At 61.1% G+C, this 23,331-nt stretch carries 25 protein-coding genes; 11 read left to right on the plus strand and 14 right to left on the minus strand.

Annotated elements, in window-relative coordinates:
* The first annotated feature begins 33 nt into the window (after positions 1–33).
* Entirely contained in the window at positions 34–930 is an 897-nt protein-coding gene (locus MHK05_RS01470) for a type III secretion system chaperone family protein (RefSeq protein ID WP_239204312.1), read from the plus strand.
* A gap of 9 nt (positions 931–939) precedes the next feature.
* Here MHK05_RS01470 and MHK05_RS01475 read toward each other — a convergent pair whose 3' ends face one another.
* Both MHK05_RS01475 and MHK05_RS01480 read right to left on the minus strand, forming a co-directional pair.
* The gene (locus MHK05_RS01475; RefSeq protein ID WP_232212597.1) at positions 940–1,452 is read right to left on the minus strand and encodes a hypothetical protein; all 513 of its coding nucleotides are present in this window, start codon (positions 1,450–1,452) and stop codon (positions 940–942) included.
* Complete coding sequence (locus MHK05_RS01480; RefSeq protein WP_239204314.1) at positions 1,427–2,197, minus strand: hypothetical protein; 771 nt, start codon at positions 2,195–2,197, stop codon at positions 1,427–1,429. The genes MHK05_RS01475 and MHK05_RS01480 overlap by 26 nt, the downstream gene beginning before the upstream one ends.
* Positions 2,198–2,358: 161 nt before the next feature.
* On the opposite strand from MHK05_RS01480, the gene MHK05_RS01485 reads away from it, so the two are divergent.
* From MHK05_RS01485 to MHK05_RS01505, 5 genes are all read left to right on the plus strand, one after another.
* On the plus strand, positions 2,359–2,898 hold the full coding sequence (locus tag MHK05_RS01485; RefSeq protein ID WP_023021240.1) for a TetR family transcriptional regulator: 540 nt from the start codon (positions 2,359–2,361) through the stop codon (positions 2,896–2,898).
* Between the two features lie 21 nt (positions 2,899–2,919).
* Entirely contained in the window at positions 2,920–5,118 is a 2,199-nt protein-coding gene (gene glgX / locus MHK05_RS01490) for a glycogen debranching protein GlgX (protein ID WP_239204316.1), read from the plus strand.
* 13 nt (positions 5,119–5,131) lie between these two features.
* A complete protein-coding gene (locus MHK05_RS01495; RefSeq protein ID WP_239204318.1) occupies positions 5,132–6,463 on the plus strand; it encodes an exonuclease domain-containing protein in 1,332 nt (443 codons plus the stop codon).
* Between the two features lie 76 nt (positions 6,464–6,539).
* A complete protein-coding gene (locus MHK05_RS01500) occupies positions 6,540–7,157 on the plus strand; it encodes a hypothetical protein (RefSeq protein WP_023021237.1) in 618 nt (205 codons plus the stop codon).
* Positions 7,158–7,167: 10 nt separating this feature from the next.
* Positions 7,168–8,166 carry a GTP pyrophosphokinase gene (locus tag MHK05_RS01505; RefSeq protein ID WP_239204320.1) on the plus strand — a complete coding sequence of 333 codons (999 nt, stop codon included), beginning with the start codon at positions 7,168–7,170 and terminating at the stop codon, positions 8,164–8,166.
* 10 nt (positions 8,167–8,176) lie between these two features.
* Here MHK05_RS01505 and hslR read toward each other — a convergent pair whose 3' ends face one another.
* Genes hslR through ilvA form a run of 4 tightly spaced genes read right to left on the minus strand, consistent with a single transcriptional unit; the run spans position 8,177 to position 10,715 of the window.
* On the minus strand, positions 8,177–8,566 hold the full coding sequence (hslR, locus tag MHK05_RS01510) for an Hsp15 family ribosome-associated heat shock protein (protein WP_023021235.1): 390 nt from the start codon (positions 8,564–8,566) through the stop codon (positions 8,177–8,179).
* Positions 8,567–8,806 (minus strand): hypothetical protein, encoded by a 240-nt coding sequence (locus MHK05_RS01515; protein ID WP_049361101.1) that lies wholly within the window; start codon positions 8,804–8,806, stop codon positions 8,567–8,569. It lies immediately after the preceding gene.
* Between the two features lie 2 nt (positions 8,807–8,808).
* Positions 8,809–9,447: a YigZ family protein gene (locus tag MHK05_RS01520; RefSeq protein ID WP_239204322.1), complete on the minus strand. Its 639-nt coding sequence runs from the start codon at positions 9,445–9,447 to the stop codon at positions 8,809–8,811.
* Positions 9,447–10,715, minus strand: coding sequence for a threonine ammonia-lyase IlvA (gene ilvA, locus MHK05_RS01525; protein WP_023021232.1), 1,269 nt, complete (start codon positions 10,713–10,715; stop codon positions 9,447–9,449). The genes MHK05_RS01520 and ilvA overlap by 1 nt, the downstream gene beginning before the upstream one ends.
* Before the next feature lie 182 nt (positions 10,716–10,897).
* Between ilvA and MHK05_RS01530 the strand changes: the two genes are divergently transcribed.
* Together MHK05_RS01530 and MHK05_RS01535 are read left to right on the plus strand one after the other, a co-directional pair.
* On the plus strand, positions 10,898–11,338 hold the full coding sequence (locus tag MHK05_RS01530; RefSeq protein ID WP_239204324.1) for a hypothetical protein: 441 nt from the start codon (positions 10,898–10,900) through the stop codon (positions 11,336–11,338).
* A gap of 30 nt (positions 11,339–11,368) precedes the next feature.
* A complete protein-coding gene (locus MHK05_RS01535) occupies positions 11,369–11,611 on the plus strand; it encodes a hypothetical protein (RefSeq protein WP_239204326.1) in 243 nt (80 codons plus the stop codon).
* A 48-nt stretch (positions 11,612–11,659) separates the two neighbouring features.
* Here the strand turns inward: MHK05_RS01535 and MHK05_RS01540 are convergent, their stop codons facing one another.
* Together MHK05_RS01540 and dnaE are read right to left on the minus strand one after the other, a co-directional pair.
* The gene (locus MHK05_RS01540; protein WP_023021229.1) at positions 11,660–12,850 is read right to left on the minus strand and encodes a cobalamin-independent methionine synthase II family protein; all 1,191 of its coding nucleotides are present in this window, start codon (positions 12,848–12,850) and stop codon (positions 11,660–11,662) included.
* A 73-nt stretch (positions 12,851–12,923) separates the two neighbouring features.
* Positions 12,924–16,496, minus strand: coding sequence for a DNA polymerase III subunit alpha (gene dnaE / locus MHK05_RS01545; RefSeq protein ID WP_239204328.1), 3,573 nt, complete (start codon positions 16,494–16,496; stop codon positions 12,924–12,926).
* A gap of 27 nt (positions 16,497–16,523) precedes the next feature.
* On the opposite strand from dnaE, the gene rarD reads away from it, so the two are divergent.
* Positions 16,524–17,393, plus strand: a complete 870-nt coding sequence (gene rarD / locus MHK05_RS01550) for an EamA family transporter RarD (protein WP_239204330.1) — start codon at positions 16,524–16,526, stop codon at positions 17,391–17,393.
* On the opposite strand, the gene MHK05_RS01555 is transcribed toward rarD, so the two are convergent.
* The 5 genes from MHK05_RS01555 to lspA are packed head-to-tail and all read right to left on the minus strand — an operon-like array spanning position 17,380 to position 20,700.
* On the minus strand, positions 17,380–17,649 hold the full coding sequence (locus MHK05_RS01555; protein ID WP_239204332.1) for a permease: 270 nt from the start codon (positions 17,647–17,649) through the stop codon (positions 17,380–17,382). The two genes, rarD and MHK05_RS01555, sit on opposite strands and share 14 nt — an antisense overlap.
* 24 nt (positions 17,650–17,673) lie before the next feature.
* Positions 17,674–18,696 (minus strand): HNH endonuclease signature motif containing protein, encoded by a 1,023-nt coding sequence (locus MHK05_RS01560; protein ID WP_239204334.1) that lies wholly within the window; start codon positions 18,694–18,696, stop codon positions 17,674–17,676.
* Between the two features lie 60 nt (positions 18,697–18,756).
* Positions 18,757–19,293 (minus strand): hypothetical protein, encoded by a 537-nt coding sequence (locus tag MHK05_RS01565; protein WP_239204336.1) that lies wholly within the window; start codon positions 19,291–19,293, stop codon positions 18,757–18,759.
* The gene (locus tag MHK05_RS01570; protein ID WP_239204338.1) at positions 19,290–20,216 is read right to left on the minus strand and encodes an RluA family pseudouridine synthase; all 927 of its coding nucleotides are present in this window, start codon (positions 20,214–20,216) and stop codon (positions 19,290–19,292) included. The genes MHK05_RS01565 and MHK05_RS01570 overlap by 4 nt, the downstream gene beginning before the upstream one ends.
* Positions 20,209–20,700, minus strand: coding sequence for a signal peptidase II (gene lspA, locus MHK05_RS01575; protein WP_034655419.1), 492 nt, complete (start codon positions 20,698–20,700; stop codon positions 20,209–20,211). Before lspA ends, MHK05_RS01570 begins: the two co-directional genes overlap by 8 nt.
* Before the next feature lie 41 nt (positions 20,701–20,741).
* Here lspA and MHK05_RS01580 point away from each other — a divergent pair, with 41 nt between their 5' ends.
* The gene (locus MHK05_RS01580) at positions 20,742–21,683 is read left to right on the plus strand and encodes a hypothetical protein (protein ID WP_239204340.1); all 942 of its coding nucleotides are present in this window, start codon (positions 20,742–20,744) and stop codon (positions 21,681–21,683) included.
* Here MHK05_RS01580 and MHK05_RS01585 read toward each other — a convergent pair whose 3' ends face one another.
* Positions 21,684–22,334: a WKL family lipoprotein gene (locus tag MHK05_RS01585; RefSeq protein ID WP_023021220.1), complete on the minus strand. Its 651-nt coding sequence runs from the start codon at positions 22,332–22,334 to the stop codon at positions 21,684–21,686.
* A 108-nt stretch (positions 22,335–22,442) separates the two neighbouring features.
* On the opposite strand from MHK05_RS01585, the gene MHK05_RS01590 reads away from it, so the two are divergent.
* Complete coding sequence (locus tag MHK05_RS01590; protein WP_239204341.1) at positions 22,443–23,330, plus strand: asparaginase; 888 nt, start codon at positions 22,443–22,445, stop codon at positions 23,328–23,330.
* Position 23,331 lies beyond the last annotated feature (1 nt).

Genomic DNA, 23,331 nt, shown 5'->3' on the forward strand with positions numbered 1-23,331 from the left:
CGGACTCAACACAGCTTTAAGGTGGTGGCAGTGATGAGCGAGAGTGATCCTTCCCTTCTGCTCGCGCATGTCCGCGCCATCGCCCGCGAACATGGCTTGTCCTGCTGGGCGCTACCCTCAGGCGAACTTTTAGTACCCCACTCAGCCGGCGGATCTACCTTCATCTTTATAGACCAACTAGAAGAACCGGTACTCCACCTACACACCAGCCCCCGCGGCGGCGTGGACCTCAGTGAGATATCCGAACTAGCGCATGTGGCCAACGAGTGGAACCACGATTGCCTCTCACCGGCGATAGTGGTTGATTTTGACCAGCCTGAGTGCGTAAGCGTATCCGGTCATAGTTACCTGCCGGCGGATAACTCCCCGAGCCAGGAACAGCTCGCGGCGTTTGTCTTACCGGCGCTGCACAATGCCGAGGTCCTCATGGACTTGCTTGCCCAATCCCATCCCGGCCTCGTGCGCGAAGCCTCACCGGAGCTAGACCCGCTTGCCGACGCCCCCTTAGAGCCCTTTACCCTCGATAGCCTGGCCGAAATCCTGCCGCTTATCGGAATCCAACGCTTCCAAAGCGACGGCGCCACGGCTATCTACGCGTGGGTCAATGATGTTCTCTTTTCCTTCGCTTTAGACAACGGCCCCAGCCTTATCATCAAGGGACATTGGGACCCTAGCTTGGAGGAAGCGGAATTTACCCGCCTATTCCTTATTTGCAATGACTGGAATCGCGCCCATCACGGCGCCGTTGCATATTGCCACCACACCGCCGAAGGCCTGCAGGTGCGGATGGATGCCACCACCATTGCCGCCGCCGGCCTAACGCGGCCCCAACTCTTTAGCGCTATCGGCCGCGGCCTTAAACACATCCTGCACGGAATCGATGACATCGCGCAGGAAGTTACCGGCGCCTCCCCCGTAGAATGGCCCTAGGCGCGCGGCTTACCAATCATCATCGGAACTCACAAAAGCCGTGGACCAGTAGGAAAACATCGCCATAAATGGCGCCACCGCCCAAGAGATGGCCGGGGAGAATTTCGGTGCAAATTCTACGAACTCTCCGGGGTTTTCGGGCGGATGTGTGGCGGTGACCCCGCCAAATACGTAAAACGAGGCCGCGCCTGCCAAGGCGCACACGCCGACCCACAAGAGCATCGACAAGCCCCGCTCTTGCCGTCGCAGATACGCACCCAAGCCCAAGAGCAGTCCGAGTAGGCCGGTAATGAGGGCAAAGGTAATGAAGGCGATGAACTGGGCGCTGCCCATCGCTTCGATGGCATAACCACCATCGTCTACCTCATGGCCGGCAAGCGTCGGACGGAAAAGCCCCCACAGCGCACCTGCCACGCCAAAGACCAAGAGCGCACACGCGAGTAACCCCGCACCAAAACCTAGGGTGCGGGGTAAGCGGCGCTGGGAAAGAGACAATTTAGTTGCAGAAGGTCCAGTTGCCATTCTCGCGACGGAAGCGAACCGTAGAGGTCTCATTGCCCTCAGAGTTGGACACGCTCACGGTTGCAGAAGCATCGTCACCGTTGACCACAATGTCGTTAACAGACTGCAGCTTGGTCGACTGCGGGATGGACTCCAGCTGGCTAGCGAACTTCTCTACCTCACCGTTGCCTCCGCCCTGCTGACGCATGGAGTTGGCGTACTCAGCGAAGGACTCGTTCGGCAGGCTATCGACGTACTGCTGGTACTGGCTAAACTCCTTGGCCTGGCCTTCACGCACGGCTTGGCAGGCGTGCTGCGGCATGTAGTTGAAGTATTCCTTCACATTATCGATTTCGTGCTGACCGCGGACCAGCTGCTCGATGGCCTGCTTGTCAGCATCATTTGCGTCCTGGCCACCTTCAATCGGCTTGATGTCCTTCGCCCCAGCGAAAGGATCCTCGCCATTATTTAGCGGGTTGGCCATCTGATCTGGGCCCTCGCCGTCTTGGCCCTCTGCACCAGCAGCGCCGTCCTTGTTTTCGCCGTCCTTGTCTTTATCCTTATCCTTGTTTTGGTCCTTGTCCTTATCGGCGTCTTTGTCCTGGGACTTGTCTGCAGACTTATCCTCAGAAGACTTGGAGGCAGTGGTGGCGGCAGCCTTCTTAGAATCGTCGTTGTTGTCATCCGAACCACATGCAGCCAGCGCCAAGGGGGCAACCAGCGCTACTGCGATAAGAGACTTCTTAGCAGGGGTCAAAAAGGACAAGGGAAAACTCCTGAATCAATCTTGCGAATGTGAAGCGCCTTAAGGCAGCTTCTTTTTGTCTTCGCAATACTAACAACACCACGATGGAAATGACATTGATACTCCATTAAAGGAACCTGTGAGCTACCGCCCCGCTAGTCCTAGTCCGTACAATCACCAAGGTGCATATCAATCGCGAGAGTATTATCGACGCCGCTATTTCCTTGCTTGATACCTATGGGCTGGGCGACGTCACCATGCGCCGCGTTGCATCCTCCCTCGGCGTTGCCCCCGGCGCGCTTTACTGGCACATTGCCAATAAACAGGCGCTCATTGCGGCTTTGGCTGAGTACATTATCTCCCCCGTTTCTGGGGAGTCGCTCGAGGAGCTCAGCCTCAGCCTGCGCGATGCGCTACTTGCCCACCGCGACGGCGCTGAGGTAGTCATTGCCGGTCTCTCCCTGCCTCAGGCCCCCGCCTGGGACTACCTCTTATCCGTCTTTTGCTCTGCCGCAGCGCGTGGTGCCTATGAAGCCGACAGTACCCACCGCGCCGCCGCCCTATCGGCCATTCACCTCGTACTCGGTGCCACCTTGATGGAACAGTCCCAACGCCAGCTTGCAGAAACCACCGGCGAGGCTCCTGGCTCTAATTATCGCGACGACCTCCATCGCGGCATTCGCATTATTCACGCTGGGCTTACGCACGGCACTGGAGACTAAAAAGTGGTTATGCTCGTGGGCATGAACACTCCCGCCATGGACGCAGTCCCCACGCCCACCGAGCACTACGGCCGCCAAATCTGGCCTGGCAAACCTACCCCACTGGGATCCACCTTTGACGGATCCGGCACCAATTTTGCCCTATTTTCTGAGGTTGCAGACAAGGTCGAGCTCTGCCTCATCGACAAAGAAGGCAATGAAGAGCGCATAGAAATGTCAGAGGTCACCGCCCATGTGTGGCATGTCTACCTCCCCAATGTCACCCCTGGCCAGCGCTATGGCTACCGCGTTTATGGCCCCTATGAACCTGAAAACGGCCTGCGCTGCGATCCTTCCAAGCTCCTCGTAGATCCATATGCCCGCGCCTTCGACGGCGAATTCGACGGCGATGCCTCCCTATATTCCTATGACATCCACGCCGAAGAACCTGGCACCGGCCGCAACGAAGAAGATTCGCTGGGCCACACCATGCTCTCCGTGGTCATCAACCCTTTCTTTGACTGGCGCAGCGACCATCGCCCGCACATTCCAGACAACGAGAAGGTCATTTACGAAACCCACGTCAAGGGCATGACTATGACCCACCCAGACGTGCCGGAAGAACTGCGCGGTACCTACGCCGGCATGGCGCACCCCGCCATCATTGACTACTTCAAGGAGCTCGGCGTCACCACCGTCGAGCTCATGCCCGTCCACCAATTCTTGCAAGACGATCGGCTGCGCAACTTGGGCCTGCGCAACTACTGGGGCTATAACACCTTCGGCTTTTTCGCCCCGCACCATGACTACGCCTATGCCAAAAAGCCAGGCGAGGTGGTCTCCGAATTCAAGACCATGGTCCGCGCCTTCCACGAGGCAGGCATCGAGGTAATCCTCGACGTGGTTTATAACCACACCGCCGAAGGCAACCACATGGGGCCCACCATTGCCTTCCGCGGCATTGACAATGGCGCTTACTATCGCCTCGTCGAAGGCGATGAAGCCCACTACATGGACTACACCGGCACCGGCAATTCCCTCAATGTCCGCAACCCACACTCGCTGCAGCTGATTATGGATTCCCTGCGCTACTGGGTCACCGAGATGCGAGTCGACGGCTTCCGCTTCGACCTGGCGGCGACTTTGGCGCGGGAGCTTGACGACGTCGATAAGCTCGCTACCTTCTTCGACCTTGTCCAACAAGACCCCATTGTCAGCCAGGTCAAGCTCATCGCCGAGCCCTGGGACATTGGCCACGATGGCTACCAGGTAGGCAACTTCCCACCTATTTGGAGCGAATGGAACGGCAAGTACCGCGATACCGTCCGCGATTTCTGGCGCGGTGAGCCCGCTACCCTGGGTGAATTCGCCTCCCGACTGACCGGCTCTTCGGATCTTTATGCCGAGAATGACCGCCGCCCCACCGCTTCTATCAACTTCATCACCGCCCACGATGGCTTTACTCTGCGCGACCTCGTGTCCTATAACGACAAGCACAACGAGGCCAATGGCGAGGACAACCGCGACGGCGAGTCCTTCAACCGCTCCTGGAACTGCGGTGAAGAAGGCCCCACCGATAACGAAGAAATCCGCAAGCTGCGCCGCCGCCAAGTACGCAATTTCCTGACCACTCTCCTACTCTCCCAAGGCACTCCGATGCTCTCGCACGGCGATGAGTTCGGCCGCACCCAAGACGGAAATAATAACGTCTACTGCCAGGACAACGAGCTGGCATGGATGGACTGGTCCATGCTGAAAGAGGAAAAGTCCGCCGCGATGCTGGGATTTACCAAGCGCGTGCTGGCCATTCGCAACCGCCACCCCGTATTCCGCCGCAAACGCTTCTTGGCCGGTGGCCCGCTAGGAGCGGATGTAAAAGAACGCGATATCGCCTGGCTGGTCCCCTCTGGTCGCCTGATGACCCAAGACGACTGGGACCACGATTTCGGCCGCGCTCTTATGGTCTACCTCAATGGCAATGCCATCACGGAGACCACCTCCCGCGGCGAACGTATCACCGATGATTCCTTCATCATGATATTCAACTCCCACGACGGCGAAATCGAGTTCACCCTGCCTACCAAGGATCTCGGCGCCACCTGGCGGCTGATGGTCGATACCGCCGATTCCGGCGGCTACCCCGCGGAGGAAACCCTCATTGAGGCAGAGGGTACGATCACGGTGCAACCGCGTTCAACGCTGATCTTGCGTCAGGTTGAGCCGCCCGTTTTTGACTCCTAGAGAAAGGCCCCTCGTGTCATTTCCCGCGCACGGCGTACTCATCGATGTCACAGCGGATAAACTCGTGCTCCACCGCACGCTGCTGGCCACCAGTCTTGGCGCCCCCGCCACGCAGGATATCCCGCTCGATTCCATCGACACTGTGCGCGTGAATGAACCGACCGCCACCGGCTTTGGCGCCCTCGACCTTGGCGCCGCCGGTTCCATCGCTTTCGCCCCGCACCAAGACCCGCAGGCCGTCGCCCGCGCCATCGCCGCCGCCCAGCGCGGCGAGGCCCCCTCCGCCACCGCCACCATCCCGGGGCTCGATTTCACCGCCGTGGATGTAGAAACGGCCAATGATAACTGGGGCTCTATCTGCCAAATCGGCGCGGTTCGCTTCCGCGATGGCCAAGAGACCGACTCCCGTTCCTGGCTGTGCACCCCTCCGCCGGGCCTAGAGCACTTTGCGGATATCAACGTCTCCATCCACGGCATAACCGCGAGCGATGTGGAAGGGGCGCCAGCTTTTGCCGACGTCGCCAAGGAGCTCTTCGACTTCCTCGGCGGCGACGTACTTGTCGCACACAACGCCCAATTCGATTCCACCGCACTGCGCTCCGGCCTGCTTGCCTCCGGCGCCGAGGTACCCACGGTGCCGCTGGCATGCTCCCTCGCGCTAGCCCGCGACGCCTCTAAAGCCAAGGTAATTTCGGTGCGCAATCACAAGCTGCCCACCGTCGCAGCCCACCTTTCCGCTCCGGATTTTAGCCATCACGACGCCACCGAAGATGCCCGCGCAGCCGGCGAAATCATCGCCCGCTTGGCAGAGCGCTTCGGACACACCGGCAGCATCCGCGATCTATTCACCGCCCGCGAGTTCACCCTTGGCCGCCTCGAGTCCACGGCCGTCCTTCCCGTCCTGCGCGCCCACACGGCCCCGACCTCCGGCGCCGACCTCGGCGCAGGCACCGACTTCCGCGACCAAACCCGTGCGGCCGGCTCGGCAAAAAAGAAGTCCGGTGGCCCCGCCCCCTGGCAGTCTGTCGCCACGCCGGATACTATCCCCGAGCCCAATCCAGACGCTGATCCGGAAGGCGCACTTTATGGCAAGCATGTCACCCTCACCGGTGATTTCGAGCCCTATGACAAGGGGGTGCTGTGGCAGGGCATCGCCGAGCGCGGCGGCCAGGTAGCCAAAAACGTCACCAAAAAGACCACGCTGCTTATCGTGGGCGAATGGGCCAAGAAAACCTCCAAGGAAAAGCGTGCGGAGGAACTGCAGGCCAAGGGCCAAAAAATCGACATCTGGCCGGCCGATAAGCTCTTTGCCGAACTCCAACTCGACGCCGAGCCGCCCTTTTAATTTTCCCGGGAACCAAACGGCGGTTTCTCCAGTCCAATAAAGGCGACTGCACCCTACCCCACTGGAGAGCCCCGTCGTGACCGTCGCCCTGCGTTCGCCGCGTCCTACCACCGCAAACCTGCTGCCTGCCCTCTTTGCCCGTTCCTGGCTGAAAGAACAGCGGCTTTCCGACGACGGCTTTTGCGATTCCCTTGCCACCATCCAGCTCTCCCCCAGCCTGTCCATGGCGCTTGTCTTTCCAGGCAAGCGTAGCTTTCGCCGACTAAGCCACCGCGGCTTGGCAGACATGGACATTTCCACGCGCCGGGCGTGGAACCACGCCTCACATAACCTGCAACGCGCCGCCCTCGATTCGCAGGGACTGCGTTTCTGGACTCGTCCGGCTGCCTGCGAGCTCCCTTCCGCCTCCCACCTCGGGGGCCTACAGGTTCGCTCCCACGGCGCACCGATTTCCTCCTGGATCGCTCACCCAGAAACATTTACTGTGCTGGACAAGCACATGCGCCGCCTCCTGCGTTCGCACTCGCTGACCTACCTTGTCCCAGACTCCGCCACCCTCTTCGTTTTTGCCCGCCTGCCGGACACCTATGCCTGCCAGCTGGCTGCCGATGCCGTCGCGCGCGTGCCCTACCATCGCACCGTGCTCCACCCGCGCCCGCTAGTATGGTCTAACGGATTCCCGCGGGAGTTATGAAAGGAGCACCATGCCGGAAAGTAGGATGTCGCGGCTAAGCAACCAGTACCACGACTGGGCGCGCAACCACCCCACCGCTGCGGGGGACTTCCGCACCGCCATCGAGGATCTCCTCAATGACGCCGGCATCATCTTCGACCGCGTTTCCACCCGCGTCAAGACTTGGCCCTCGCTAAAGGCAAAGGCCAAAAAGCGACGCGAGAACGGCGATTTTGTCTACCCCCAGCCGTGGCAGGAGATCCACGATGTGATGGGGGTGCGGGTCACGCTGTTTCACTCCACCGCGATTCCAGAAGCGCTGAGCGTTTTTGGTGAATCGTTTAAAGTCGAGCGTTCCGTTGATAAAGCAGCCGAGACCCGCATTTCCGGCGGCTTTGGCTACGGCTCCCACCACCTCGTGCTCACCGTGACCGAAGATAGCGCTGCCGCAATGGAAGAGCTCGCGAACTACGTAGGTTGGACCTTTGAAGTGCAGATTCGCACCGTTCTGCAGCACGCATGGGCAGAGTTTGAGCACGATATCCGCTACAAGCAAGGGCCCAACCCGCCCTCACCTGAAGTGGACCGCCTCTTTACCTTGGCCGCGGGGCTTATCGAGCTTGCGGACCAGCAATTCGACGAGATTGCTGCACTCAAGGCCCCAGGTACGGAAACCGATCGCGACGTCGAGCTTACCGCCGAGACCCTACCGGGCGTGCTGGCCATTATCCTGGGCAACCGTTTCCCGCTCTCGCGCTCGGAGCACTACCGATTCTTGGCGGAGTTATTGGAGCAAAACGGCGTGCGCCACTTGAGCCAGCTCGAGCAGCTGCTTGACGATACTGCCATTGCCCACGTCCACGACGCCATGCGCTACCGCTTTCGTCCCGGCCAGGTGCGGCTTATCGACGACTTGCTGCTCAACAAATTTGGCAAGCAGCATATCGAGGCCACCGCCGAATCCGGCGACCGCCCGGGCCGCAAGCGTCGGCTTAGTGCGCGCCTGAAAGCTTTGCGCGCTGCCCACTAGTTTCGGCTGATTATCGGAAACCGCCGCGGAATTTCTCCATATCGCGTCGTTCCTTCTTCGTCGGTCGGCCCGCCCCGCGTGGGCGCACGGGTACCGACGGCATAAACTCCTTGGGTGGAGGCGGCGGCGCATGGTCCGTGTAGCACGTACGCGCCACGGGTGCGCCCACGCGCTTGGCCACAGTCGCTAAGACCTCAAGGTCATGCTCGTGGTGATTGCGCCACACGCGCACACGGTCGCCCGGCACCACCTGCTGGGAGGGCTTGACAGCCTCGCCATTTATCTTGACATGCCCGGCGCGCACGGCCGTCGCGGCCGCCGAACGGGTCTTAAACATGCGCACGGCCCACACCCAGGCATCAATCCGGACTGGGCGGCCGCTAGGTTGCGGTGCCGGCATCTAATACTGGTTGTGGTTCTCGTTGACGATTTTCTGGATCTTCAGCCAGTTATAGCCGCCACCGACTACGGCGACGATGGCGCCCACCAACATCCAGGCCCAGAAACTAGCCGATAGCGCACCCAGCACTGCGCCCACGCCGAGGCCGCCAGCCACGCACACAACGGCGTTGCGGGAGTGCTTGCGCACCTGCTGCTTGCGCTGCGCAATGGGGTTATTCGGTCGCTGCTGCATACTCATGTTCAGGATCCTACCTCAACCCACGCGCTGCCAGCTTCTGCCGCCGCGAGCTGGCCCTGCGAGATCGCTGCCAGCGTTGCTTCCAGCTCTTCCAGCCCGCCTGGGCGCACGGCCACGGTAAAGGTTACTGCGGCCGCGTAGGCGGTATCGGTTATCTCATAACCGCGCCCGCGCAGGTCCGCCTCCACTCGCCCGGCCGTTGCATGTGGGCACTCCACGGCATAGAGCTCCCGGCGCGCCCGGGTTACCGCACGCACCTTTTCCATGGCCTCACTCACCGCGCCACCATAGGCATGCACAAGGCCGCCGGCGCCTAGCTTGATGCCACCGAAGTAGCGCACTACCACTGCGCAGACATCGAGCATGCCGGAGCCTTTGACCACATCCAGCATGGGTTTTCCGGCAGTGCCGGAGGGCTCGCCATCATCGGAGGAGCGCTCCACCGGGTTTGCGCCGTCGACGTGATAGACGTAGGCGGAGCAATGGTGACGGGCGTCGGGAAAGCGGGTGCGGGCGGCGTCGATAAACGCGCGGGCCTCTTCCTCATTGGTGACGCGGCCGATCAAAGTAATAAATCGGGAACGCTTGATTTCAATGTCGTGTTCAACCTGGCCTACTGGGCGACGATAAGAATTCTGCATTAGGCTACGAGGAATTCATACTCGGGAGTACCGGGCTTGAGGTACTGCACCGAAATCTTGGATTCACCCATGCGTTGCAGCAGGCCGTCGAGATCCTCGGCGCGGCTAAGCTGCAGGCCCACTAGCGCCGCACCGGTTTCCCGGTTATTGCGCTTGAGATACTCAAAGAGTGTGATGTCATCGGTCGGACCCAAAATCTCGTGTAAAAAGTGGCGCAGCTGCCCGGGCTCCTGCGGGAAGTTCACCAGGAAGTAATGCTTGAGCCCCCGGTGGACTAGGGAGCGCTCCATGATTTCCGCATAGCGCAGCACGTCATTATTGCCGCCGGAAATCACGCACACCACCGTCGAGCCCGGTTTCAGGTCCAGCTGGTGCAGGCCCGCCACCGACAATGCACCGGCCGGCTCGGCAATGATGCCCTCATTTTGATACAGGTTGAGCAAGTCCGTGCACACCGCGCCTTCGGACACGGTGTCAAAGCTCAGGCGCTCGCGATTGGCGTCCAAAATCTCATAGGGCAGCGCGCCCAAGCGCTTTACGGCCGCGCCATCAACGAAGGGGTCGACCGCATCCAGCGTGACTGGGCCCCCGTGGTCAAATGCCGCTCTTAGCGACGCCGCCCCTTCCGGCTCCATGCCCACCACCCGAGTATCCGGTGCCATATCCGCCAGATAGGAGGTGATGCCAGAAATCAGGCCACCGCCTCCTACGGGAACGACAACGGCATCGGGCGACTTGCCCTTGGCCGAAAGCTGCGCGAGAACCTCTGCGGCTACGGTGCCCTGCCCGGTGATGGTATCGCGGGCGTCGAAGGGCTCGATGAAGGCGGCGTCGCGCTCGGCGGCGTCGGCATGCGCGGCTGCGGCTGCCTCATCGAAGTTGGAACCAACTACCACCAGTTCTACTTGGTCGCCGCCGTGAACCAGGATGCGGTCGCGCTTTTGCATTGGCGTGGGCTCTGGCACAAAAATCTTGCCGGCGATTCCCATTGTGCGGCAGGCATAAGCCACGCCCTGCGCATGATTGCCGGCCGAGGCCGTAACAATTCCCCGGTGCCGCTGCTCTTGCGGCAGATTCGACATCCCGTTTAACGCGCCACGAATCTTATAGGAGCGCACGTCCTGCAGATCCTCCCGCTTGAGGTAGACCTCGCAGCCCGTCTCGGCCGAAAGCCGGGCGCAATACTGCAGCGGAGTCGGGGCGATTTCCGAGCTAATCCGTGCCTGAGCCTGCTGGATATCGGATGCATGGATGGTCGAATCAGTCATGTCTTGACAGTCTACCCATTCGCTGGAAATTCACTGGCCTTTAGTTGCACCGTTACCTACGTAGGCAATAGTGGACATAACCACAAGAAAGGAATATCTATGCTCAAACGCATCTCTCTCTGCGTTACCTCCTCGCTCGTCCTCGCCTGCTCCCCTGCCGCGCATGCCCACGTCGTGGTAACGTGCTGGAGCATTCCGCGCCCACCGCTGCGCTGCAGCTTAACCCCATCGGTTCTCATGAATCGGGTGTGCTGGGCAAATCGGCCGCCGAAATCGTCGCTTATCACGCCGCGTCCCAGCGCATCCTCACCGTCAATGCGCGCTCCGGCGAGGTCGATATCTTAGATGGTTCCGATCCCTCCCACCCGCACAAGATCGGCGCCATCTCCGCTGGTGGTAACAGGGAGATTAACTCTGTGTCCGCGCGCCCCGTTGGCCTGGCCGCCACCGCCGTGGCAGCAGGCCTCGTCGCACCAGCTACCGCTTCTGCCGCAGAAGAGCAGCCAAAGCAACTTTCGGCTGAGTGCCAGGCCGAGGTCGACAAGGACAAGGAAGAGCACCTCAAAAAGATCAAGAGCGGCGAGCTCGGATCTTCCGCTCGCACCCCGCAGGAGCTTATGTAGGGCCTTGCCAATGGCTACGGTTCTTCCGGAATGCCCAAGGAGCCGGACTGCGTCGCCAAGGAGGCGGAGCAGCACCAGATCGAGGCACTTGAGCGTCTGCCTATTTGGGGCTCTTCCACCCCCGAAAAGTTCCTCGAGGTCACGAGCTGGGTGACCGTGGCCGCCAGCCTCGTGGCTGCGCTGCTGCAGGCCTTCAACATGGTTGCCACGGTAAACCCGGCTGTGCTGGAGCCGATGAAGAACGCCCTCAAGCAGCTGGGCGTGCGCTTCTAAACGCCACAGATTAAGCCGCTCCGGAGTTTCGGAGCGGCTTTCGGCGTTTTAGAACAGTTCGCGGGTAGCGATGTCAGCGCCTTCTACCAAAGATTGCAGCTTCGCCCACGCAATCTGGGGGTGCAGGCGACCGCCCAAACCGCAATCGGTCGACGCGATAACATTTTCAGGGCCTACTACCTCGGCGAATTGGATGATGCGATCTGCCACGAGGCGCGGATGCTCTACCGCGTTGGTGGAGTGCGAAACCACGCCTGGGTAAATCACGGTGCCTTCCGGCAGCGCGTGGTCCTGCCACACGCGCCATTCGTGCGCGTGACGCGGTGACGCGGCTTCGAAAGAGAATCCGCCGACCTCGGCCCGCAAAATTTCCTCGATGATATCTGCAAATGGGACGTCGGTTACGTGCGGGCCGTGCCAGGAGCCCCAGCAGATGTGCAGGCGCGTTTGTTCCTTGGGCAGGCCGGCGATGGAATCATTAAGGACGTCGATGCGCTCACGAATGAAGCCACGGAAGTCCTCTACGGTTGGCTCCGGGTTGATTTGGTCCCAGGCCTCGGCCAGGTCGGGTGCATCGAATTGCACAGTGAGCCCGGCATCGGTGATGGCTTGGTATTCAGTGCGCATGGCACGGCCGACGTCGGCAAGCAGCTGGTGCTCATCGTCGTAGTAACGATTGTTAAGGCGCGCAGCCGAACCGGGGGAAAGGGCGGCGATGAAGCCTGGGGTGCCGGAAGGTAGGGCGTCGGCAAGCAGGCGGACATCGGCGGCGACCTCATCTTGTCCAATGTAGGTTACCGGGCCGGTAAATTCTGGGTTTGCCACCTTGGCTCGGCCGGTGAAGATGCCAGAATCCGGGTCATTGTAGGCCTCCGAAAACAGCGCGCGGTCGCGGCGATCAATGAACGACGTCAGCCGCGGCTCCCCCGGTTTGGAGCGCACTACCTCAGCCGATTCCCAGCGGTCGGTATCCGTCATCGTCAGCCCGCCTAGGCGGCTAAATGAGTAATTCCACCATGCGCCATAGTCCACAGCGCCCGAGGTGATATGGCCGTATTCGCCCTCGTTAATGATATCGAGGCCCAGATCAAGCTGCCGCTTGACGACGTCCGCCACCGCAGCCTCCAAAATCCCCTGGAACTCCGCGGCCGGCAGCTCCCCGCGCTTCAGGTTGGCCTCCAGGAGCTCCGGGGTGCGCGGCAGCGAGCCGACATGGGTGGTGCGAATCTTAGCAACCATCAGGTTTCCTCCATCAAAAATAGACTGTGCTGTCTATATTGGTGGAGGGGGTAGCCGGCCACCGAAATTAGATTCAGCCTAAGATGCCCGCGCCCATGGTGGCTTTGAGATCGCCCATGAGGTTGCCGGAGCGTTCCACGCGCAGGTGGTCGCCGAGGATCATGATGGTGGACTCGGAGCCGTCGACAAGCTCGAGATACACGTCCGACTCGCCCTGGTTTTTGAGCAGAACCTGCTTGAGCCGGGCAATATTTTCCATGGTGCACTGGTCCGTGCGCATAGTCAGGCGCAGCGGCAGGCCCGCACCCCCGCCCGGGCCGAGGTCCGGAACGCGAATATCGGAGCAGAACAGGGAACGCCGCTCATCGCGAATCTTGACGTTCACGCGCGCCAAGATGATGTTGTCCTCCACAATCTGCGGGGCGACGAGAGAGTAGACCTTGTTGAATACTAAGATTTCCACCTGTGCGCCGTTGTGGTCTTCCACCGTGACAATGGCCCATGGGGAGCCATCGCGCTTGGAGAAGCGGCGGTCCACGCCCGAGATGATGCCACCGATGATGAGCTCTTGGCCGTTGCGCACCTCATCGTTGAGGATCTTAGTCAGCGGGGTATCCGTTTGCGCGGCCAGCGCCTCTTCGAAGCCATCGAGCGGGTGGCCGGACACGTACAAGCCAAGCATCTCGCGTTCGAGGGCAAGCTCGTGCTTTCGGTCCCACTCATCTTCTGGGATATCCATGGCAAAGGCATTGGCGACCTCGTTATCTTCTCCTCCGCCGATTCCGGCGAAAAGATCGAACTGGCCCTTATCAGCGGCCTTCTTGGTGGTTTGCACCGCATCCACCGCGTCTTCATGAATGAGCATGAGACCCTTGCGCGGGTGGTTCAAGTCATCGAAGGCACCGGCCTTGATGAGCGCTTCTGTTACGCGCTTAGTGCAGGCGGTCAGCTCGATCTTGTCCAGGTAGTCACCAAACGAGGTAAACGCGCCCTTGTCGTGGCGCGACTTAATGATGGATTCCACCACTTCCGAGCCGACGTTGCGGATAGCGCCCATGCCGAAGCGGATATCCTCTCCCACCGCCTGGAAGTCTTCTTCGGATTCGTTGACGGAAGGCGGGAGCACCTTAATGCCCAGGTGGCGGCAGTCCGAAAGGTAGATGGCAGACTTGTCTTTCTTATCGCCCACCGAAGTCAACAGCGCGGCCATGTATTCCGGTGCGTAGTAGGCCTTGAGGTAGGCCGTCCAGAAAGACACCAGGCCATAGCCCGCGGCGTGGGACTTATTAAACGCGTAGGACGCGAAGGGCTCGATGGTGCCCCAAAGCGCATCCATGGCGGACTTTGAATAGCCGTTTTCTTGCATGCCGCCCCAGAACTTGTCGTACTGCTGGGCCAACACTTCGGGTTTTTTCTTACCCATCGCCTTACGGAAGCCATCTGCCTCGCCGGCCGTGTAGTTGGCCACTTTTTGCGAGATACGCATGATCTGCTCCTGGTAGACGATGAGGCCGTAGGTCTCATCCAGGATTTCCTTCAGGGGCTCTTCCAGCTCCGGGTGAATCGGGGTGATTTCCTTCCGGCCGTTCTTACGATCCGCATAGTCCCAGTGGGCGTTGACGCCCATCGGGCCGGGGCGGTAGAGCGCAAGGGAGGCGACAATATCTTTAAAGCCGGTTGGCTTCATGCGTTTGAGCAGCTCTTGCATACCGCCGGAGTCGAGCTGGAAGACGCCCAGCGTATCGCCGCGCGAGAGCAGGTCATAGACCTTGGAGACTTTGGGGTCGTCGGCATGCAGCTGCTCCAGGTGGATTTCTTCGCCGCGGTTGCGCTTGATGTTTTCGATGGCATCGCCGATAACGGTGAGGTTACGCAGGCCCAGGAAGTCCATCTTCAGCAGGCCGATGGCCTCACACGCCGGGTAGTCCCAACCAGTAATGTAGGCGCCGTCGGCCGGGCGCTTCCACATGGGGATGTGGTCCATGAGGCGGACCGAGGCCATAATCACCGCACAGGCGTGCACGCCCGCCTGCCTGACGACGCCTTCCAAGCCCCTAGCCGTGTCATAAATCTTTTTCACATCCGGGTCGGATTCCACCATCTGGCGAACCTCGGTGGCCTCAGAATAACGCTCGTGATCCGGGTCCGTGATGCCCTTAAGCGGAATATCTTTGGCCATGATCGCAGGTGGCAACGCCGCGTTGATGCGGTCGGCCATCTGGAAGCCAGGCTGGCCAAAGTGCACCTTGGCGGAGTCCTTAATGGCCTGCTTCGTCTTCACCGTGCCGAAGGTAATCACCTGCGCCACCTTGTCCTCGCCCCAGCGCTCGGCCGCATAGGTGATCATTTCGCCGCGGCGGCGGTCATCGAAGTCGATATCGATATCGGGAGCGGACGGGCGCTCGGGATTCAAGAATCGCTCGAAAAGGAGATCATGTTCCAGGGGGTCGATATTGGTAATGGTCAGTGCGTAAGCGACAAGCGCGCCGGCCGCCGAACCACGGCCTGGCCCTACACGAATGCCCACCGAGCGCGCGTGCTTGATGAGCTCGGCCACGATAAGGAAGTAGGACGGGTATCCCTTCATCTCAATGACGGAAATCTCATACTTCGCGCGTTCAATGTATTCCTCCGGAACATCCTGGCCGGGGAAGCGCGCTTGCAGGCCCTCCATAACCTCGTGGGTGAGCCAGGAGGTTGGGGTGTGGCCCTCGGGGACGTCGGCAATAGGCATGCGATCGTGGGTGTGTTCTTCCCAAATCTCGCCGTAGTCTTGGACGCGCTCGGCAATCCACAGCGTGTTGTCGCAGCCATCTGGAATCATATCGTCCCAGGTCTCGCGCATCTGCGCGGCCGATTTAATGTAGTAGCCGGTGCCGCCGAACTTGAAGCGATCAGGGTCCATAAAGGTCTTGCCGGTCTGCACGCACAACATCGCCTCGTGCGCCGGCGCCTGGGATTCCAAAACGTAGTGGCAGTCGTTGGTCACCAGCGGCGGCAGGTCCAGCTTGCGGCCGATCTCTAATAGGCCATCGCGCGTGCGCTTTTCGATGTCCAGACCATGGTCCATCAACTCCAAAAAGAAGTTATCTTTGCCGTAGATGTCTTGCCACATGGCCGCAGCCTCAAGCGCCTCATTGAACTGGCCTAGGCGCAGGCGGGTCTGGACGTCGCCCGAAGGACAGCCGGTGGTGGCAATGATGCCGTCAGCATGCTCCGCGATGAGCTCAGCATCCATGCGCGGCCACTTGCCCAGCTGGCCCTCATAGGAGGCCAACGAGGACAGGGTAAAAAGGTTGCGCAGGCCGGTGGCGTTTTCCGCAATCATTGTCTGGTGGAGGTAGGCGCCGGAAGCGGAAACATCGTCGCGCTTTTGGTCCGGTGTGCCCCACAGCACGCGCTTTTTATTGAAGCGAGACTCCGGTGCCATATACGCCTCGATGCCGATAATGGGCTTGATACCGGCGCCGGTCATGCGGCGGTAGAAGGCATCGGAGCCGTACATATTGCCGTGGTCGGTCATGCCTACGGCCGGCATTTTCTGGCGGACCACCTCGTCTGCCAGCATATCGACCTTGGCCATGCCGTCCAGCATGGAAAATTCGGTGTGGTTGTGCAGGTGGACGAAGGAGGAGTTTTTGGCCATGCGGCTCATCATAGCGGGGCGGTCAAAATGGGCTATTATTTTGTGATGCTCTACACGCTGGCCGCCTACATCATGTGGGGATTTTTCCCCGCGTTCTTCCCTCTCTTGTTGCCGGCATCGCCTTTAGAAATCCTGGCCCACCGCGTGCTGTGGACCGCGGTGTTGGTCACGGGATTTTTGTGCCTCGCCGGCCGATGGCGTGAGTTAGTGCGCATGGACAAGCGCACGTGGGGCTGGCTCGCGGCCGCGGGAGTATTTATCACGGCCAATTGGGGCACCTACGTGGTAGCGATTAATAGCAACCACGTAGCCGATGCGGCGCTGGGGTACTTCATCAATCCCCTCGTATCAGTTGCCCTCGGCATGGTGTTTTTGAAAGAGCGGCTGCGGCCGTGGCAGGCCGGCGCGGTGGCAGTTGCGGCCATCGCGGTGCTGTATTTGACGTTCTTTACCGGCCAGGCGCCCTATATTTCGCTGTTATTGGCCTTCAGCTTCGGGATTTATGGGCTGCTCAAAAAGCAGGTGCGGGTATCCTCGGCCGTCTCGGTGGCAGCGGAGGCGCTCGTGATGTCACCACTAGCGGTGGGCTACATCCTGTGGCTAGAAAGTAGCGGCCAAGGCACCTTCGCTAGCGAAGGCACCGGCCACGCGCTGCTTTTGGTAAGCGCCGGCTTAATCACCGCGCTGCCGCTTCTCTGCTTTGCAGAGGGCGCGCGGTCGCTACGCTTATCGACGATCGGCATGCTCCAATACCTCACCCCCATCATGCAAATGCTATGGGCGCTTTTCGTCACCCACGAGCACTTTTCGACCCACCGGTGGATCGGCTTCGGCATTATCGGCTTAGCGGTAGCAATCTACGTGGTCGACCTGGTGCGCATGGCTAGGAGCGCTTGAGTTCTTCGCGGGCAGCGCGAGCACGGCGTCGGGCGGCCTGTTCCTCCTCGTCTTTCAGCGCCCAACGCGGCATCACTGCGATAAGGAAGATGCCATAAGCACAAACGATCGCGGAAAACACCAGCGTCATCGGGGTGCCGCCAGTAACGAGGCCAGTAAGCAGTGCGATGCCGGAGACCACCGCCGCAACCCAGGCGGCGATATAAGCAAACTTGTAGTTGGGCATCCACTGCGAAAAAGGCTGCTGCGAGAACATAGGTCTAGCCTACGCGGCAGGCGCCTAGGTAGGGCTAGTGTCAACCAGATCCGGCGGGGGCTCTTCCCAGGGGTTGACCCAGCGCACGCCGTGGGCCGTGCGCTCGAAGCGACCGTTGCGCGGCGGGCCGGTGCGATGATCGTCATTGCGGCCATTGTGATAAGCGCAGGCGGTGGTGAGGTTCTTCGCGTTCGTCCACCCGCCGCCGGCCCAGCTGAATATGTGGTGGACTTGGCACTCATCGGCAGGCTTGTGGCAGCCCTTAACCGGGCAGGTGGGGTTTTCCGCCGCAGCCATCATAAACTGCTTCCAGGTCGCCCCGCGGCGCATGCGGTACAGATTCACCGGACCTTCCACGGGATGCAGCAGGGTGACAAACCCCTCCTCTGCCAGCGCGCGCTGGGCCAATTCGGCACCGGTTATCTGCGCGCCGTTGGTCATAGTCAGCACCACATCATCACTGCCATGGGCCACGCCGACCAATTTATCTAGTGGCACCACAACATTAGTGCGCACGGTAGAGGTAGAGGCACCGGTGCGGAAGAGGGAGGCGACGTCGGCAAGCGAGCCGGCATGCTGGTGAAGTTCCGCAATGAGCGCGGAAGGACCGGTGATAGAAAGCGTCCACGGCTTTCCGGCGGCGCGGCGCCGCAGCCGCACGCCAGGCTTAGGCTCGCGTGGCGCGCGCATCTTGCGCAGCTTTGTGCGGGCGAGCTTTTCCATCTCCCGCGTGTCACAAGAGATATGGGCAAGCTCGGCGCGCAGGGCCCAGGCGCGAGCTTGGGTGGGCGCGCGACGCGCATGCTTTTCGATAACCTCCAGCGTCGGCAGTGAATGCCTGTTACGCCGCGCCCCATCCACCGCGCGCCGTTGGCGGCGGCGAAAGCTGGTGGGGCCGAAGTAGACCTGCGCGAGCTGGGCAATATTGTCCGCTGCGGCATCGGGCATGCCGGCGGCGGCAAGGTCGGCAGCAGAAACGGCGGCGGCCTCGGCGAGGATATCCATTGCCGAGTTCAGTGCCGCGATATAGGCCCGTATATGTTCCATGCCCCTGATGCTAAAAGCGCTGCGGGGGCACTGCGCGCTGCGGGAGCACAGAAGGCGAAATTAGCTGGGAGGGCGGATAGCGAAGCTGCCCCAGGCGGCGTCGGCAGGCGCGGGTTCGACGGCGGCAACGGAGGGGGTGGAGGCGACGTCGGCAAGCTGGGCGCCCGATCCCCACACCACAACTGCGCTTACCGTGCTGGGCCGCTGCCCATAGGAAGCATCGATGCGGTCGAAGGCGCGCTGGATGACGGCGGCCCGGTCCTCACCAGCGCTCGGTTCGGGGACGTCGATGGGGGCGGTGGAGCCAATGAGGATGGCATCCATGCGCGGGGCCGCTGCAACGGCGGCCGCGGCGGCTACGGGCGGTAGATCCTCGTCGAAGGTAACCAGGGCGTAGGCAGGCTCATTGGGAATGTCGCTGCCTGCCACGCGCGCAATATACTCCGCGCGCGTTTCCCCATCGGGGCCTAGCTGGTCTCCTTGCACCTGCGAGGTAGCCTGGGTCCCCAACGCGCCGAAGAGCGCGAGCACTGCCAGAAAAAGCACCGCGAGCACCGCCAACGCCGCTAGCCGACGCCGCCGGTAGACCTCCCTCATCCCCGCAGCACCTCCAAGGCATGGTCGAGGTCGGCTGGATACGGTGCCTGAATCTCGAACCATTTGCCGGTGCCGGGGTGGGTAAAGCCGAGTTTTACCGCGTGGAGCCACTGCCGCTCGAGTCCAAGGCGCTTGGCCAGGTTCGGATCGGAGCCGTACATGGGATCGCCCACGCACGGGTGCCCGGTGGCAGACATGTGGACGCGGATTTGGTGGGTGCGGCCAGTCTCCAGGTGCACTTCGATGAGGCTGGCCTCGCGGAAGGCCTCGATAAGGCTGTAGTGGGTAACGGCAGCTTTGCCGTCATCAAGCACGGCGAATTTCCAGCCCGACTTGGGATGGCGGCCGATGGGGGCATCGATGGTGCCCTCGATGGGATCTGGCAGGCCTTGAACCACGGCGTGGTAGGTCTTTTTCACGCTGCGGTACTTAAAGGCATGCTTGAGCGCAGAGTAGGCGCGCTCCGAGGAAGCCACGACCATCACGCCAGATGTACCCACATCGAGGCGGTGCACGATTCCCTGGCGCTCGGTCGGCCCGGACGAAGCCACGGTATAGCCGGCCGCGCGCAGCCCGCCGATCACCGTCGGCCCGTCCCAACCCACGCTGGGGTGCGCGGCCACGCCCACCGGCTTATGCACGCAGATGATATCGGCATCGCTGTAGAGCACGTCCATGCCCTCGACCAGCTCTTCGCGCGGCAGCAGCGGCTTTTCTGGCTCCGGCAAAAGCACGGAGACCACGTTGCCGGAAATCAAACGCTCGGACTTGCCCAGCTCCTGGGAATCGATGGTGACGCTGCCTTCGGCACATAGCTGCGCGGTGGCGCTGCGGGAGAGGCCAAGGAGCTTGGCCAGGGCGGCGTCGGCACGCATGCCTTCTAGCCCTTCGGGGATGGGGAAGCTGCGCATCTGCCTATTCATGCTCGGCCTTCCTTTCCTCCAGCACCATGGTGATAATGAAAAGCACCACTCCGCAGGTGATAGCCGCATCTGCGATATTGAACACGGCGAAAGAGCCAACCGAAATATAGTCCACCACGTGCCCGAACCAGAAGCCGGGGGCGCGGAAGATGCGGTCGGCAAAATTACCCAGCGCACCGCCAGCAATGAGCGCTAGGCCTACTGCCTGACCGGAGTGGGTAATGCGCGGGGCGGCTACGGCCACGCCGAGCACAAAGACCAATTGGATGGTAGTAAACAGCCACGTAGATCCCTCCCCGCCCATGGAAAAGGCGGCACCAGGATTAAAAAGCAGCGTAAAACGGAACCAGTCCCCAATCACCGGCAGGGGTTCGCCCTCGTTAAGGATGGAGAGCATTACTTGCTTCACGGCTTGATCCACCAGCGCCACGGCAATGACTACTGCGGCAATAAGTCCTGTCTTGCTCCTTCGTTTTTGACTCACCCGGTCTATTCTAAACGGGAGCGTCCGGTATTTTGGTAAGCGTGTTTCGAGTCAAAGTTTTTGCAGCCCTGACCACAGCCGCCGTAGCGCTTACGGCGTGTTCCTCTGAAAAGCCAGGCCCGGCGGTGGAACAACCCGTAGGCCTGACTATCGACGCCCCACGCGTCACCGTGGACAATCCCGGAACCGGAGAGAAAAAACTCCTGGAATACCGCGATATCGACTCCACGCAGGACCTAAACTACCGCGTTACCGAGGGCTTTGCGCAGGACCTGCTCAAAAAGTCCGCAGCTGAGAAGTTTCAGGCCTCCGACGTCGATTCCACCACTACTACCCTGCCGCTATCGGCCAAGGTAGAAAAGGCCAGCGAGGACGTCGAAGACCAGCTACCAGCCAGCCGCAATGCCTTCGTCACGGCCGGAACTGCAGAATCTACCGGAGATAAAGACGTCTCCTCGGCGGAGGGATTCCAATTTGGTTGGCGTGGCCAGGACACCGGCCAGATGAATTCGCTGCGCCTAGCTGCGCCCCAGAATGCCACGGATGATGCCCGCGGCTCCGTCGAACAGGCGATTATGAAGCTGACGGCCCTACCCGTAGTTTTCCCTACCGAGGAGGTGGGCAAGGGCGCGAGCTGGTCGGTGGATTCGCGCGTGACCGGCGAGTCTACCCTGCTGCAGACCACGCGCTATACGGTCGATTCCATCGATGGCGACCGAGTGAAACTAAACGTAGAGGTAGAACAGCGACCCTCGCTAGGCGCACTGTCCTTTGAAGGCCAGGCCCAAGGCACGGAGCTGGAGAACAAAGAGCTCAAGGTTTTAGATTCCAGCACCAAATCCAAGGGCAGCATCACGGTGGATTTGAGCAAGCCGCTGCCCGTAGACGGTGACGTGTCCTTCGACACTAAGGTCATTTATGGTGCCGCCGGCTCGGAGCTGCGCGTGGTGCAGTCGAGCCTGACGGAGCTGAACTTTTCCTAGTTACTCGGCCGGGGCTTCTACAGGAGCCTCTGCCGGGGCCTGCTCGGCACCAGCAGCGGGGGCATCGCCTTCCGCGGGTGCACCGTCGCCCTCGGCCGGAGCCGGGGCAGGTGCGGAGGCACCGGCGCCAGTGTCCGCACACATTTCTGGAACTTGCTCTGGCGGCACCGTGTTTTGGATAAGCGTGCAAGCCCAAGCCTTGGAAAGCTTCCAGGTGCCATTTTCATACACAAACTCCACCTGGTCTGCGGTCTGCTGCTGACCATCAGCGGTGGTGAAGTTCACGGTGGTAAGCACGGACTGCGGGTCATAGCCCGGCAGTACAGGATCCACGACCTCGAATTCAGCGCCGGATTCCGCCTTGGATTTTGCCATGGTGTCAAAGATTTCCGGCGCGGTCTCGCCGCCTTGCACGGTGGAGGTCTTTTCTTGCTCGGAGGCATTGGGGTCGGTGGCCTTGGCCAAAATTGCGTTTAGGTCGGCCGGGGACGGCAGCGCGGGGGCGGCGGAATCGCCGTCCGAGGAAGCGGATTCCTTTGCCTCGGTGTTGGCGGCGGCGGAATTGTCCTGCTCATCGTCGGAAGAGCAGGCGGCCAGGGCGGTAGCCGCGGTCAGTGCGAGGCACGCGGCGCTAAACTTGCGGAATTTCAATTCTAACTCCTCACGTGTGGGTTCCAAACTCCCATCAGTTTACAGCTGCACCACCCTTTTCCGGATTGCGCCCGCCGCGTGGACGCAGATTTCTTTAACCTTAGGTACATGACCCGAATTGCTTTGATCGCCACCGGCGGCACAATAGCGTGTACCACCACAGCCGATGGTTCCCTTGTTCCCACCGTCTCCGGCGCGACCCTAGCCGCCGATATCGACGCCGAGGTAGTGGAGTTTCGGCAACTCGACTCCTCCTCTATCACTTTGGCGGACCTCGATGAGCTCATCGCGGTGGTTAACGCCCAAACGTCGCGGGAGGACATCGACGGTGTAATCATCACCCATGGCACCGACTCGATGGAAGAGACCGCGTTGGCACTGGAGATTTTCTGTAGCGGTGCAAAGCCCATCGTGCTCACGGGGGCGCAGCGTTCCTACGATCACCCCGCGGCGGACGGCCCTAGCAACCTGCGCGATGCCCGCGATCTTGCAGCCAGCGGGCGCGCCGGGGTGTTTATCTGCTTTGGCGGTGCGAGCATTCCGGCGCGCGGTGCGCGCAAGCGGCACACTAGTGAACTGCGCGGATTCGAGTCTCTGGGTATCCCTGGCACCACGCCGCGCCTAGCTCCTGCCCCGCTGGCGCCGCATCCGGTGGAGATCATCACTGCCTATCCGGGTGCTGGGCGCCTGCTGGTTGATGCCGCCGCCAATTCCCCTACCTGCGGCCTCATTATCGAGGCCATGGGCTCGGGCAATATGGGCGAGGACATGGGCCGCGCGCTTGCCGACGCCCTCCGCGCCGGCCTCCCCGTCGTCATTTCTACCCGCACGCCCTACGGCCCAACAGCGCTGGCCTACGGCGGCGACGGCGGTGGCGCGAGCCTTGGGAAACTGGGCGCTATTAACGCCGGGTCTTTCCGCCCGAGCCAGGCGCGAATCTTGCTGGCAGCGGCACTGGCCACTGGCACCGACCCAGCTGAGCTATTCCGACAGTAAA

This window comes from Corynebacterium nasorum, from assembly GCF_022347325.1.
Classification (GTDB): domain Bacteria; phylum Actinomycetota; class Actinomycetes; order Mycobacteriales; family Mycobacteriaceae; genus Corynebacterium; species Corynebacterium kefirresidentii.

Coding starts and splice junctions, on each gene's coding strand:
- hslR (WP_023021235.1), bottom strand. CDS start 8,566: ATGCCGGCACCGCAACCTAGCGGCCGCCCAGTCCGGATTGATGCCTGG.
- glgX (WP_239204316.1), top strand. CDS start 2,920: ATGAACACTCCCGCCATGGACGCAGTCCCCACGCCCACCGAGCACTAC.
- dnaE (WP_239204328.1), bottom strand. CDS start 16,496: ATGGCCAAAAACTCCTCCTTCGTCCACCTGCACAACCACACCGAATTT.
- rarD (WP_239204330.1), top strand. CDS start 16,524: ATGGGCTATTATTTTGTGATGCTCTACACGCTGGCCGCCTACATCATG.
- MHK05_RS01570 (WP_239204338.1), bottom strand. CDS start 20,216: ATGAATAGGCAGATGCGCAGCTTCCCCATCCCCGAAGGGCTAGAAGGC.
- MHK05_RS01470 (WP_239204312.1), top strand. CDS start 34: ATGAGCGAGAGTGATCCTTCCCTTCTGCTCGCGCATGTCCGCGCCATC.
- MHK05_RS01560 (WP_239204334.1), bottom strand. CDS start 18,696: ATGGAACATATACGGGCCTATATCGCGGCACTGAACTCGGCAATGGAT.
- MHK05_RS01505 (WP_239204320.1), top strand. CDS start 7,168: ATGCCGGAAAGTAGGATGTCGCGGCTAAGCAACCAGTACCACGACTGG.
- MHK05_RS01540 (WP_023021229.1), bottom strand. CDS start 12,850: ATGGTTGCTAAGATTCGCACCACCCATGTCGGCTCGCTGCCGCGCACC.
- MHK05_RS01565 (WP_239204336.1), bottom strand. CDS start 19,293: ATGAGGGAGGTCTACCGGCGGCGTCGGCTAGCGGCGTTGGCGGTGCTC.
- MHK05_RS01535 (WP_239204326.1), top strand. CDS start 11,369: ATGCCCAAGGAGCCGGACTGCGTCGCCAAGGAGGCGGAGCAGCACCAG.
- MHK05_RS01475 (WP_232212597.1), bottom strand. CDS start 1,452: ATGGCAACTGGACCTTCTGCAACTAAATTGTCTCTTTCCCAGCGCCGC.
- MHK05_RS01590 (WP_239204341.1), top strand. CDS start 22,443: ATGACCCGAATTGCTTTGATCGCCACCGGCGGCACAATAGCGTGTACC.
- ilvA (WP_023021232.1), bottom strand. CDS start 10,715: ATGACTGATTCGACCATCCATGCATCCGATATCCAGCAGGCTCAGGCA.
- MHK05_RS01515 (WP_049361101.1), bottom strand. CDS start 8,806: ATGAGTATGCAGCAGCGACCGAATAACCCCATTGCGCAGCGCAAGCAG.
- MHK05_RS01555 (WP_239204332.1), bottom strand. CDS start 17,649: ATGTTCTCGCAGCAGCCTTTTTCGCAGTGGATGCCCAACTACAAGTTT.
- MHK05_RS01520 (WP_239204322.1), bottom strand. CDS start 9,447: ATGCAGAATTCTTATCGTCGCCCAGTAGGCCAGGTTGAACACGACATT.